Raw genomic sequence first — 13,727 nt, 5'->3', positions numbered from 1 at the left:
GAAATGGGGCGCATGTCGTGCTGATTGCTATCCTGATTTTTCTGCTGACACTGGCCTTTGTCATCTGGCAGCCGCGCGGTCTTGGCATAGGCTGGAGTGCCGCTGGTGGTGCGCTGCTGGCCTTGCTCGCAGGTGTGATTCAGTTGTCGGATATTCCGCTGGTGTGGCATATCGTATGGAATGCAACGGCCACATTTATCGCCGTCATCATCATCAGCCTGTTGCTGGATAAAGCCGGTTTCTTTGAATGGGCGGCTTTGCATGTGGCGCGCTGGGGTGGCGGTAGTGGCCGCAAATTATTCGTGTTGCTGCTGTTACTCGGCGCCGTGGTCGCCGCTTTGTTTGCGAATGATGGCGCGGCACTGATACTGACGCCGATCGTGATTGCGATGTTGCTGGAACTACGGTTTTCACCGAAGGCCACACTGGCCTTCGTGATGGCTGCCGGTTTCATTGCCGATACCGGCAGCCTGCCGCTGGTGGTATCGAATCTGGTGAACATCGTCTCGGCTGATTATTTCAAGCTGGGTTTCGCTGCTTATTCATCGGTGATGCTGCCGGTGAATCTGGTGTCGGTGGTGGCGACTATAGCAGTGTTACTGCTATTTTTCCGGCGCGATTTACCCGCTGATTATGACGTGCAACAACTGCGGCAACCTGCGCTGGCGATTCGTGACCGCGCCACATTCAATGCAGGATGGTGGGTGCTGGGTTGGCTGTTGCTCGGTTTTTTCTGGCTTGATGGCATCGGTGTTCCTGTTAGTGTGGTCGCGGCAGCGGGGGCGGTGGTGTTGCTGGCCGTCGCTACGCGCGCCAGTGTGATCAACACACGTGAGGTCGTCAGAAATGCGCCGTGGCAGATCGTGATTTTTTCGCTCGGTATGTATCTGGTGGTGTACGGCTTGCGCAACGCCGGATTGACGAATCAAGTCAGCGCAATACTTAATATTTTTGCAGAACATGGTGTCTGGGGCGCGGCATTGGGCACAGGATTACTCAGCGCATTTTTGTCGTCGGTGATGAACAACATGCCGACCGTGCTGATCGGTGCTTTGTCGATCGATGGTGCGGCCGCCAATAGTGCAGTGCGTGAAGCCATGATTTATGCGAACGTGATCGGCTGCGATCTCGGCCCGAAAATCACGCCTATCGGCAGCCTTGCCACATTGTTGTGGCTACACGTGCTGGCAAACAAAAATATCACGATTTCCTGGGGCTATTATTTCAGGCTCGGTATCGTTCTGACCTTGCCGGTGTTGCTGCTGACACTGGCAGCGCTGGCGCTGCGTTTAAGCTGACAGCGGCGCGATCAACGAAAAGGAGTGAAGCATGACTGACGTGGCAGGAAAATTCGTCGATGATTCAGCCGATAAATCAATCCATGATCTGTCGAACGTAAAGATGGACCACATGGATATTCCTGACACCGCGAAACTTGCACCGGTGGCGGGCTTTGAGCATCCGCCACGGATATTGCTGATGTACGGCTCGCTGCGCGAACGCTCATTCAGCCGCTTGCTGGTCGAGGAAGCGGCGCGCCTGTTGCAGCACATGGGCGCGGAAGTCAGGATTTTTAATCCACATGATTTGCCTATGGTCGGCAGCGTGCCGGAAACGCATCCCAAGGTTGTGGAATTGCGTGAGAGTTGTTTGTGGTCGGAAGGGCAGGTCTGGTGCAGCCCCGAACGGCATGGCGCGATCACGGCAGTGCTGAAAAATCAGATCGACTGGATTCCTCTCGAGCAAGGAGCGATACGTCCCAGCCAGGGACGTACACTGGCAGTGATGCAGGTGTGTGGTGGCTCGCAGTCGTTTAACACCGTCAACACCCTGCGTCTGCTGGGACGCTGGATGCGCATGTTCACGATACCGAATCAGTCGTCGGTGCCGAAAGCCTATGAAGAATTTGACGAGGCCGGATGCATGAAACCATCACCGTATTACGACCGCTTGGTGGATGTGACGGAAGAATTATTTAAGTTCACCTTGCTGTTGCGAGGTCGCAGCGATTATCTGACCAGCCGTTATAGCGAACGCAAACAGGATGCATTGAACGCCGCCAACAAGATCATCGCCAAAGCCTGATTAGTGCTTGACTGATGCGTGGCTGAGCGCCTTACACCGTTTTTATAAAAGGAATGAATATGCTTTTTCTGGACAATACGCCGAAATTTTTATTCTTCACTGGTAAAGGCGGCGTCGGCAAAACCTCGGTCGCCTGCGCCACCGCGGTCTGGCTTGCCGATCAGGGGCGACGCGTGTTGCTGGTCAGTACCGATCCGGCATCGAATGTCGGTCAGGTATTCGGCATCCGTATCGGTAACAGCATCAAAACAGTGGAATCGGTTGCCAATTTGTTTGCACTGGAAATTGATCCGCAAGCGGCGGCACAACTGTACCGCGACCGCATCGTCACACCGGCACGCGGCACCTTGCCCGAGGTGGTGTTGAAAGCGATGGAAGAACAATTATCCGGCGCCTGCACCACCGAGATCGCCGCATTCGATGAATTCACTGGCTTGCTGACCAATCCGCAGATGCTGCGGGATTACGATCACATCATTTTTGATACCGCGCCAACCGGGCACACAATACGCATGTTGCAACTGCCCGGTGCCTGGTCCGGCTTTCTGGAAGAAGGCAAGGGCGATGCCTCATGTCTGGGGCCACTGGCGGGGCTGGGCAAACAGCGTGAAAAATATCATGAAGCGGTGCAGACGCTGGCTGATCCCGCACGTACCCGCATGGTGCTGGTGGCACGCGCCCAGCATTCCAGCCTGAAGGAAGCCGCACGCACACATGATGAGCTGGCAGCCATCGGCTTTCATCAGCAATATCTGATCATCAATGGCGTGTTACCGGAAGCAGAAACACTACACGATGCGCTGGCGCGCGCTGTCTGGAAACGTGAGCAGGCGGCATTGACATCCATGCCCGAGGTATTGCACGGCTTGCCGACGGATCATATTCCGTTGCGGGCATTCAATCTGGTCGGCCTTGATTCTTTGCGTCATTTGCTGACGGTCTTTGCCGCGGTTGATGGTGCTAATGCCGCTGATCCATCCGCAGCGCAAACATTGCCCACCCTGACTGACGCGCCATCGCTGGCGACGCTGGTCGATGGTCTGGCAGGCGGCGGACATGGTCTGATCATGACCATGGGCAAAGGCGGCGTCGGTAAAACCACAGTGGCAGCAGCGATTGCGATCGCCCTCGCGCAACGCGGCTTTCCGGTTCATCTGACGACATCAGACCCTGCAGCACATCTGCTTGAAACACTGGAAGGCAGCCTGCCGGATCTGAGCGTGAGCCGGATTGATCCTGTTGCCGAAACGGCGCGCTATCGTCAGGAAGTGATGGCGAGCAAAGGCAAGCATCTTGATGCAGAGGGCAAGGCTTTGTTGGAAGAAGATTTACGCTCGCCTTGCACCGAAGAGATCGCCGTGTTTCAGGCATTCTCACGCGTCATCCGCGAAGCCGGGAAAAAATTTGTGGTGATGGATACCGCACCGACTGGCCATACCTTATTACTGCTCGATACCACCGGTGCCTATCATCGTGAAATCGAACGGCAGATGGCGCATACCGGCGTTCATTACACGACACCGATGATGCAATTGCAGGACCCGCAACAAACGAAAATCGTGATCGTGACACTGGCAGAAACCACGCCGGTGCTGGAAGCCGCTGGCCTGCAAAATGACTTACGCCGCGCCGGCATTGAGCCGTGGGCATGGGTCATCAACAACAGCCTGGCGATGGCGCAGCCACAATCGCGCTTGTTGCAGCAAAGGGCAAAAAATGAATTGCAACAAATCCACCTGGTCGCAGATCAACACAGCCAGCGCTGGGCGATCATTCCTTTGCAAGCAGAAGAGCCGGTCGGTATCGACAAACTGACGAAGCTGCTGAATGCAAAGTGATGTATTTTTGCCCCTGATAAAAAATCCCCGACGTCGCTGCCGGGGATTTTTTTTGTGATTACAACAGAGATTACTCGAACTTGTTATGTTCATCCATCCCCATTCAGTTCCATTTCAGTATTTAATTCGTATCGGGAAGTAGATGCCCGTTTATTTACACAAAAATTCCAAAAACTGCTTAAATTGAACGTCTTTGTAATTATTGTCAACAAAACGTCTAGCACTTTCTACAAAATCGTCTGCGAGCGCATAATAGTTTTCATCGGATTTTTTTGATTTGACTTTTACATAACTTGGAATTAGAGAATTTAAATTTTTTCGCTTGAGTCCGTCAACCCTATTTGAAAATTTTATCCAGCCTAATTTTGGATCGAAGTTAGTTCCTGAATGCCAAAAACTTCTTAGAAATGTAAGGCAATCTTCTTCCAAAAGTTTAGCAGACAACGACTCTTTAGATTTTACTTGATCTATTAACTTTTCGAGATCGCCCAGTGCGCAACTATTATCGAAAGTTGCGGAGAGTATTGATGAATCTGGAGAGGCTTCGCTTGCACATGAATCGAATGTGCAATACATGAATTTTGCCTCCTTAAATTTTGATTTTGAGAAATTTTTATAATCCAAAAATTTCGAATTTAGGATTGTTGTGTTTGAGAAATCTAAACTCGGGAAGTCGCCATAAACGTTCAGTCCGTCGATAGTTCTATGACTTTCAGTTCCATTCGAGAAAAAATCAAGTATTTTTTCAGAAATTTGTGATCCTGAATAGTTTTTAGAATGAACATATATTTTTAGTAACCCTGAAATTGCCCTACGTGCCGTCTCACTTTTCTTTGGGTCTGAATCTTTGTTTGAGCGTACAACTGAAAGTATTTGGGGTAAAAGTTTTGCTACGTGTCTATCTAATTCTTCTTTTCTTTTAAAAAAGAATTTTTTAACATATTCAATTTCTGGGCTATTACTTCCGTTCGCTTTCGCTAACGCATTTAAAGATTCAGTTGTAAATTTTGAGTTGGTAATTGTATTGATTATATAAAGAGAACGGAAGTACGAGGACAAGAATCCATATTTAAGTTTCAAATGATTCTCGGAGCAAATAAAAAGTGGATTCAGCAATACTTTCTGAAGTATTTCATTTGACCTCGTATCGTAGTACAGATCGAATAAGTGCTTCAATGTACTTTTATCTATTATTTCACCGTTTTCTGAAACAACTTCTGAGACTAATTCGACTAAATTATCTATGCCAATCCCGATACCTTGGCGTCGAATTTCTCTACGAAAAACAGAGTAAATTATATTGTCAGTTACAGAATTGTTGGCAGGGTAATCTTTTTGTTCTACCGCAAGATCAAAATCTTCACAGTTTTTCTCTCTTTCATCTTCTTCCAAAATACTACATACAACATCTAAAAAAAATGGGATAACCCTCCCATCCGAATCTTGGAGTTCCGATTGCGAAAGTAATTTTAAAAGTTTGGCTTTAAGTTGTTCTTTTGCAGTGTTTTCGCGAAATCTTTTTCTCGCATATTTTTCCCAGTCTTTGTCTGAGAAACCGAGGAGCTCATATTGCTCGATATTGAACTCATTTAGATTAATATCGTTCAGTTGGTGATTATCACGTGTTGTTAGAAGGATTTGACTACTATTTAACCCTGAGCTTAGTTCATAGATTGACTCTAAAAAAAGGTGCAAATCAAAACGCTCTTGAAGAACAGACGCCAACTCATCTAGGCCATCAATGATTACCGTTATATTTCCAGATAGGACAGATAATTCAAATGTCTCTCTATCGTATGATTCTTCACTTCTACAGGCTTTTGTGTAGGCATCATATAAATCATAAAGGCTATTGATTTGAATATGATTGTGCCCTACCTCTGAAAAATAAATACGCAGCGTTTCTGCGGTAATTAAAACTACCAATCGTTTTTGTCCAGGGGCGTGATTGATTCCATCTGCGAGCGACAAACATAACCAAGTTTTACCCATTCCACCAGGCGCAACCACAAGATGCGCAGCGCATTTAGGTTTATCTAGTAGTTTTGTTAAAAGGAATGATTTAGATGACTCATCTTGAATTACATTACCGCCCACTTTGTATCGAAGGGATTGATCTATATAGTTCAAGGGGGCAGAAATCGATTTGCTATTCTTGAATGACTCTTCTATGCAAAATTCCCAAATGTAATCTTTAATCGAATATTCGCAGATATTAATATTCGGTGATATTTGCGAAATGAGCTTTTGTATGTAACCGGACTCACCACCATCTTTTCTAAGCACATGTAGGCTACCAATTTTTATATTTTTATTGGCCGTTACTTGAAACAGTCTTTCGATGGTTTGCCCGAGATTAGTATTCGGATGAATATATAAAAAATATTCCTCCCTTAGTGCAAAAAATACTTTCCATAACTCAAATTTTATTTTTGCACCGCGTGAAAAATCACGACCTTCAGTCGCACTTATAACAACTTGGCGTTTTTTGTAGGTCAACGAAAGTAGGTCTTCAAATCGTGAAAAGTCTCCCCCAATTTGATCTGCGTTTTCTCGATTACGAAATGTATTTCCACGTTTTGTCTTTTGTGGCTTTGCTATTTCGATAGTAGCAGAAGGTTCGATCGCCGAGGTTTCACCAGGTAATAACTGCAAGAAGCGGATACCTACATCATTCCACGATATTTTATTTAATTCTTGTGCTAGGTCAGCGGCTTTCTTATGCCATAAATCGTAATTTGTAGATAACTCTAAAAGCGCTTGTCTGATTTCACGTTCATCAGAAATCGGTAAACCACGCATTTTTATTGAAAATACATAACTTTCAAGATTGTTTTGTTTGAGATATTCGTGGAATCCACTTGACTCACTTACCAGAACTGGTATCCCAAGGTTGGCTGCCTCCCAGGCAACGAGACCGAATCCTTCTTTTAATGATGGCATCAAAAGAATATCGTTATCTACTAACTCTTTGAAATATGATTCCCTATCGGCAATATATGAAATCTCGTTTATTGCAACGTTATTAGATAGTCCAAGTCTTGAATAGATCGAGCCGCTCTGTGAATTCGTACCAATGAGGTTGATTGCACCTGCATTGTTCGAGTTATTAGATAGCACGTGATGAGATGCTTTGATTCCAGCAGAAATATTCTTGATCGGATCATTGTCGTCATCAAGTCGACCACATATTGCAATTCTGTAGTCAAATTTCCGATTGGCGAAACATGAGTTGAAGTTTGGTGCTCCGGGAATAAATTCGTAAGTCTCTAGATCTGCCTTTCTAATTCGTTTTGCATTGGTTAACAACCGAGGACCAACAGCAAAAACTATGTCTGCAGTTTTTAATATAGTTTTTTGTACGTTGATTTTTTTTTCGACCGCAGATTTATTTTTGAGGTGATAATAATTTGAATAATCCATATGGTGAAATACAACTGAAAGTCCACCAAAACTATTTTTTGAGAATATCGCAGCTCCACCAGTTATTGCATCATGACCAATCCAAACTAAATTATCTGAGTTATCTGAACTTTTTATATTTAAAAATTCTGTTACTGTGTCGAGGGATTTATTGTATTCGCTGAATTCATAATGGAGTTTTAAGACTTTAATATTTTCAGGTTTTTCATCAGCATCGAAAGTTGAGTCGGAAGATGGAATTAAACAATAGATTTCAGAGGTTTTCGAATATAGTGAATTACATAAATCGTAGTTTATCGAATTGATTCCACCGTTAGTTGCCGACCAACTAGTTGCCAAAAAAACTATTTTCATATATTTTAAAAAGGCGTCAGAGATATAGTTACTGGATGAATGAAATGAAAAAAATCTTACGTTTATATAATTTTAAGATTGATTCAGGCTGTGTTTTAATAGATTTTAATTGTTATTAATTCTAGTTTAATTAATATTTTCTGTCATGAAAATTGTAAACATTCCACCAACCATCACCACATATTTCCAGATTTTTTGCACAGACTTCAGTTAATTATGTTGCAAGTTAATACAGACAATACCATGGAACGCAAAGTGATTCATTTCTGACGCTGAATAAAAAAATCCCCGACATCACTGTCGAGGATTTTTTGTCATTACAAGCGGAATTACTTGAACTTGTAATTCGCCAGCAAGGTGAATGAGCGGCCGCGTGGGTCGGCGACGCGTGGTTCCCATGAGCTGCCGGCGCCAGAGTTGCTGTCGTAAGTGATCGCAAATGGTGGGTCGGTGTTCAGAATGTTTTTGATCCCTGCGGTCAGCGTCATGTTTTTGATGCCGCTGTAAGTCGCACTCAGATTAAAGGTGGAATAGCTTTTCACATCAGGATTGTAATCTGATGGGGAAACCAGTCCATTGAGTACGCCAGGCAAGACCTGATCTTTATAACCAGAGCGGAAAATTTGCGAGAACATGGTTGTCCAGTTGCCTTCTGTGTAAGTCACATAAGCAGTGTGCTTCCAGCGCAGGCCCAAATCGCCGGTGAAGGTGAAACGGCCGACTTCGCTTTCGCCATAAGCTGCATTCGCGGTTGGGCGGGATTTTTTCTCCAGCAGATAAGAGCCATCAATCGCTGCTGTCCATTTGCCATTCCAGATCGTGCCATTCGCATTCGCGCCGACTTCCAGACCACGGGTGATGCTTGAACCCGCATTCACCCAGCGCTGGTCGATCTGCACAATCGCACCGCTGGCGTCACGGATAAACTGAGCGCTGAACAGATTGTAGTTTTGCAGCATGGTGGTTAAATCCAGCGAGGTAATGGTGTTTTCCTTGCGGATTTCCCACAGATCCATATTCGCGCTGAAATTTTTACTCGGTGCCCAGACGACGCCGATAGTCGCTTGTTTCGCTGTTTCCGGCCCCAGATTCGCTTTGCCGCCGGTCAGGGTGTTTGGTGTGATGATGCCGCAGCCTGGTTTCGTGCTGTCTGCTTTCAGGCTAGGGCATGTCGCTGGATCGACCAGATCTTTACCTGCATACGGTGATTCGGTAATGCCGTTAAACAATTGGTTGAACGAAGGTGCGCGGAAGCCGGTGTTATACGAACCACGGAACAACACTTGTTCGACCGGTGTGTAACGGAAAGCGACTTTCGGGTTAAAGGTATTGCCGAAACCGGTGTAGTGATCCTGACGGCCAGCGAGCGTGACTTCCATGTTTTTAAACACAGGTACCAGAAACTCGGCATAGATCGCGCGGATATCTCGGCTGACTTTAGGCAAGGCATTCGCATCATCAAACGGCGCATTCAGAATCGCCGGGCGGGTATTGGCGGCGCGTGCATCGCCGTTAAACGTATATTCTTCTTTACGCAGATCAGTACCAAACGCTGCCATCACTGCACCGGCAGGGAGTTTAAAAATTTCACCGGAGATTGCTGCATCGGCTTGCGTCAAGGTGGTTTTGCCACCATACAGCACCACGCCTTTGGCTGAGGTGCTGGCGATCAAATCGAGCGCTGCCTGTGATTGCTTCTGGCCTGGCAACAGGAAAGGATTAATAATGCCGGTGCCGAGTGCATTCGCCAGCGCGACCGTGTAGTTATAACCGTTGCCCAGTGTTGATTGTGATTCGCTGTAAGCACGTGACAGGCCGACGCGGTAATCCCAGTTACCGATCTGACCATCGGCGCCGATTTGCAGGCGGGCGGCATCGGTGCGGGTGCTGATTTCACGGTTACCGCATTCCATACAACGCCAGCGATAAGCGATAGGCGCGCCGTAGTTGGATTTAATGCTAGGCAAAACGGCAGCGATGGAATTGAATACCATGTCATACGCAGCACCGGTCTTAGGATAGAAAGACGAGACCGGGAAATTGCTGCCTGGCGACACCTGATTCGGCGAGAAGCTTTTCGACACATCGACGCGGGAACCGACCAGTTCAGCGAACACCTGATGTTCACCGACTTTGAATGTGGCACGCGAAACGAAATTATCGTTGGTCACCGGTTGTTGTAAAACAGCGGCGCGACCGGTATCCCAGGCACACGCATATTTGGAAGAAGCGACATCCCAGATTTTGTAATCATAAGCAGCCATACCGTCGATGGAGTTACAACCCGCACCACCCGGCAGATTCAGCACGTTGACCGCATTCATCGCTTGGTTTGTGCCCGGCAGGATAGGGCCGGTATTGCTCTTGTTGCTCATGATGGTGTTGGCCAGCGACGTCGCAAACACGGTCGCAAACGGCGTGCCGCGCGTATCAACCGACAAACCGCGATTTGGCTGGAAGGTATTCACAAACGAACGCTGATCGCCGCGCAAGGCCTGATTCTCACTGTGGGTGCCGGTAATCAGCACGTTGTAGCCATCGGTATCGAGATTACCGAAACCACCGACGATAGAAACGCGGTGAATATCAGCACCGCCTTGTTGTGTCAGATCAGTGAATGCCTGCGCTTCAATGCCGTTGTAATTTTTACGCAGGATGAAGTTAATCACGCCGCCGATTGCATCGGTACCGTAAGTCGCGGATGCGCCGTCTTTCAGAATCTCAACACGTTCAACCGCCGCCATAGGAATCGAATTCAGATCGACTGCGGAGCCTTTCATGCCGTGTGTGGCGATACGGCGGCCATTCAGCAAGACCAGCGTGCTATCGGAACCCTGACCGCGCAAGTTGGCGGAAGTGGCACCGTTATTGCCGCGCTGCGCACCAGAGGTGACGTCGGCATTACTGGCCAGATTATCGGAACCATTGCCATTGATGTTGAGCGTTGAGATCAACTGCTCAGCGGTGACGATGCCTGAGGCTTCGAGCTGTTTGCGGGTAATGATTTCGACGGGCAACGCACCTTCGGCAGCGATACGCTTGATGCTGCTACCGGTAATTTCGATACGTTGCGTGACATCGGCAGGTTTTTCCTGCGCCACCGCAGATGTCGCAGAAACGCCAGTCACACCAATAATGGCGATGCAATGGGCAATGGTTTTCAATTTCACGGGTCTCTCCTCAAATAATTCTGTTCAATGTGCGCTCAGGATGTGGGGCTATCGTCACGGGTTCAGAATGACAAATACCTTTAGCTGCAACATCCGGAAACAAGGCTCTTTTCTTTTTGCACCAATTTGGCTTCATGGTGTCAGGCAAAATCGTTATAACGATATACGCGTTGAGATTCAGACTAGGGTTTTCACTTTGCCGGTGACAAATGAAAAATTCTACGCGGGCAATAACTAAAAGATATAGATCAAAATGCCGCCTTCCGAGCCTGCATGGCGCAGGCTGGATGAGGCGACTTGATGCTGAAAATAAATTTTTTATGTGCGTAAAAAAGCAGCAGGCAGAGCTTCAAAAAAACCACATTCAGCATGGCTTTTTTGTTGCTGTATCAGGGGAATTGCACACTTGCTTGCTGGCTTTCCTGTCCTGAACGACTGATCGCCATCACGGTAATTTGCCGGATTGCACCAGCCTGGGGATCGGCGCTGGTATCGATGCTCAGTTTTGTCGCAGGTTGAACCGAGAACAGCCATTGCTGATCGGTGCGTTTCCAGATCGCCAGCAGTTTCGTATTGGCGACATCGGCGAGCGCGACTTGCAGCGTTTTTCTGTCATCGGATAATTGCAACTGCGGTGCAGTGATATTGCTGCTGTTGAGCCACGGCATTGCCGGAATCAGCGCCTGTGAGGTGTATTTCTCAGCCATCAGGCGCTTGCGTATGTCTTTGCGGTTCTGATTCAGACTGATGACGCTGAAATGAATATGACCGTTACCACCGCGCTCACGCACCGCATCCACCTGATTCAGAATTTCTTCGGCAGGCCAGGATTTATCACTGTGATCAATGCGGCTGGTATATAAGCCCGGCCAGATCTGCCGCCGCTGCACGTTCTGCGCTATCCAGTAGTCATGCAATACCTTGAACGCCTGCGGCGTCTGATTGATAGGCCAATACAACTGCGGGGCCAGATAATCAAACCAGCCTTTTGCCATCCAGAGTTCCACGTCGGCATACAGTTTGTCGTACTGGCTGAAACCAGCGATGCCCGCTGGTAAACGATCAGGGCGGCCGATGCCGAAAGGGCTGATGCCAAATTTCACCCAGCTTTTTTCCTGATGCACGGTGGTGTAAATCGCCTCCACCAGATGATTGACGTTGGCGCGCCGCCAGTCAGCGCGCATCAGATTGCCGCCACTTTGCAAATACCTGATCCAGGCTTTGTCATCCGGGAATTCGACCTCGCTGCCATTCGCGGCTTTGATCGGATACGGATAAAAATAATCATCAATATGAACGCCATCGACATCGTAGCGCCGCACGACATCGCTGATCACACTCAGCGTTTGCTGCATGGCGATGGGTTCTGCCGGATCCATCCATAACTGGTCACCATACTGTTTCACTGCGTCAGGCGCAGTTTTGCTGATGTGGTTTTTTGCGGCGACGGTTTTCGCTTGCGCGGTACGGGCGCGGTAAGGATTGAACCAGGCGTGCAATTCCAGGCCGCGTTCATGCGCCTGTTCTATCCAGAATTGCAGCGGATCGTAATACGGCGACGGCGGGCGGCCTTGTTCGCCGGTCAGAAATTCTGACCAGGGTTCTATGGATGATGGGTAAATCGCATCGGCCGCCGGGCGCACCTGCAGCACGATGGCGTTGAGCTTCATCTGCACCGCGTTGTCGAGAATGGTAATGATCTCGGCTTTTTGTTTATCGCTGCTGAGGTCGCGGCGGCTAGGCCAGTCGATATTGGCGACGGTGGACACCCAGGTGGCGCGGAATTCGCGCGGTGTCGGCGGTGTTTCGCGGCTCAGCGGCAGCGAAGGTGGCGGCGCGTTAGCGATGATGGCTGATGGTGCTGGCGGGGTTTTAACGCTGACAGGCGGCGAGCTACAGGCGCTCAGTACAGCGATGAGCACGCCTGCCAGCAAAGCGCGCACGATGTCCTGATGATTGCTTTTGAAAAAAGAGAATGAGGCTGGAAGCGAGATCATGCGTCGATAACGGCAAAAACGAAAAGAGCTGTGATGCTACTGCATTCGCCCTGCACAAACCAGCGTTTATCCGCTGTATATGCATACTCCCCCCTGTTTTTTGAAAAACCAGTGAAATGTCTTAATAAAATAAAGGGGGTTTTTGCATACCCGGGGGAGTATATAGATGCCGCTGAGATGCCATTGATACGCTACTGAGATGCCACATAGACGTCGCCAGATAATACCGAGATGTGGTTCAGCGCACGCCTGATTCCTGTATGGCAAAGGTAGGCGCTTATTTCAGCGGCACCATTGTTGCGACAGCACCAGTATCAGCACCAGCGAAATCACGGCAGCCGATGCGCTGATAATCAAGCTGGTATGTTCTATCGGCAGACCGCGGCGGCGTTTATCGGCGAAGATCATTAACTCGCCGACGGTTGTCAGGCAGCTGACGGCAGCGATAAAGATCGTCATCAGCATGGCAAACGCCTCTTTGTCGTTGAGTTCGCGACAATGTGTCGAATATAAATGCGCCAGCTTAAAAATTCTGTCATAGCTGACTAATTCAAACAGCAGACCTGCCACGAACAGGGCAATAACCATCAACGGAATAAACCAGGTCAGAAAATACTTATCGCAGACAGCATCGACGACAATATTGATACGGCGCTTGATGAAAGCAATCATGTGAGTCTCGTTGTTGAGCGGGCAGTTTGTTCTGATCGAAATAGGTTTATGCGTTCTTTAATCGTCTTTTTTTATTGATTGATGACGATGCTAACATTTTTCAGTCAGCGCCTAATGTTTCTGTGGTGAAATGATCATGTCTGCGCTATGTTTGTCAGCCTTGCAACAACAGATATGCATGACGATAT

General features: G+C 48.1%; 7 protein-coding genes. 3 read left to right on the top strand and 4 right to left on the bottom strand.

All coding sequences use genetic code 11. The annotated features are described in order from the left end of the window. Window positions 1–17 precede the first annotated feature (17 nt). The 3 genes from KDM87_RS10280 (at window position 18) to arsA (ending at window position 3,923) form a co-directional block, all read left to right on the top strand. Window positions 18–1,298 carry an arsenic transporter gene (locus KDM87_RS10280; RefSeq protein ID WP_212678985.1) on the top strand — a complete coding sequence of 427 codons (1,281 nt, stop codon included), beginning with the start codon at window positions 18–20 and terminating at the stop codon, window positions 1,296–1,298. A gap of 103 nt (window positions 1,299–1,401) precedes the next feature. After that, the gene (gene arsH / locus KDM87_RS10275; RefSeq protein ID WP_212679259.1) at window positions 1,402–2,085 is read left to right on the top strand and encodes an arsenical resistance protein ArsH; all 684 of its coding nucleotides are present in this window, start codon (window positions 1,402–1,404) and stop codon (window positions 2,083–2,085) included. Window positions 2,086–2,144: 59 nt separating this feature from the next. After that, window positions 2,145–3,923, top strand: coding sequence for an arsenical pump-driving ATPase (arsA, locus tag KDM87_RS10270; RefSeq protein WP_212678984.1), 1,779 nt, complete (start codon window positions 2,145–2,147; stop codon window positions 3,921–3,923). A 150-nt stretch (window positions 3,924–4,073) separates the two neighbouring features. Here arsA and KDM87_RS10265 read toward each other — a convergent pair whose 3' ends face one another. The 4 genes from KDM87_RS10265 to KDM87_RS10250 all read right to left on the bottom strand — a co-directional run bounded on the left by KDM87_RS10265 (window position 4,074) and on the right by KDM87_RS10250 (window position 13,539). Further along, a complete protein-coding gene (locus tag KDM87_RS10265) occupies window positions 4,074–7,685 on the bottom strand; it encodes a glycosyltransferase (protein WP_230407694.1) in 3,612 nt (1,203 codons plus the stop codon). Window positions 7,686–8,029: 344 nt separating this feature from the next. After that, entirely contained in the window at window positions 8,030–10,870 is a 2,841-nt protein-coding gene (locus KDM87_RS10260) for a TonB-dependent receptor domain-containing protein (RefSeq protein ID WP_212678982.1), read from the bottom strand. A gap of 389 nt (window positions 10,871–11,259) precedes the next feature. After that, window positions 11,260–12,867 carry a glycoside hydrolase family 10-like protein gene (locus tag KDM87_RS10255; RefSeq protein WP_212678981.1) on the bottom strand — a complete coding sequence of 536 codons (1,608 nt, stop codon included), beginning with the start codon at window positions 12,865–12,867 and terminating at the stop codon, window positions 11,260–11,262. Window positions 12,868–13,149: 282 nt separating this feature from the next. Beyond that, window positions 13,150–13,539, bottom strand: coding sequence for a hypothetical protein (locus KDM87_RS10250; protein ID WP_212678980.1), 390 nt, complete (start codon window positions 13,537–13,539; stop codon window positions 13,150–13,152). Window positions 13,540–13,727 lie beyond the last annotated feature (188 nt).

The sequence above is a fragment of the Cognatundibacterium rivi genome (assembly GCF_018139565.1).
Lineage (GTDB): Bacteria > Pseudomonadota > Gammaproteobacteria > Burkholderiales > Burkholderiaceae_D > Undibacterium > Undibacterium rivi.
This window is presented reverse-complemented; position numbering and strand designations above follow the sequence as displayed.

Excerpts from the sequence above, each read along its gene's own strand:
- arsH (WP_212679259.1), top strand. The coding sequence starts at position 1,402 with ATGGACCACATGGATATTCCTGACACCGCGAAACTTGCACCGGTGGCG.
- arsA (WP_212678984.1), top strand. The coding sequence starts at position 2,145 with ATGCTTTTTCTGGACAATACGCCGAAATTTTTATTCTTCACTGGTAAA.
- KDM87_RS10255 (WP_212678981.1), bottom strand. The coding sequence starts at position 12,867 with ATGATCTCGCTTCCAGCCTCATTCTCTTTTTTCAAAAGCAATCATCAG.
- KDM87_RS10250 (WP_212678980.1), bottom strand. The coding sequence starts at position 13,539 with ATGATTGCTTTCATCAAGCGCCGTATCAATATTGTCGTCGATGCTGTC.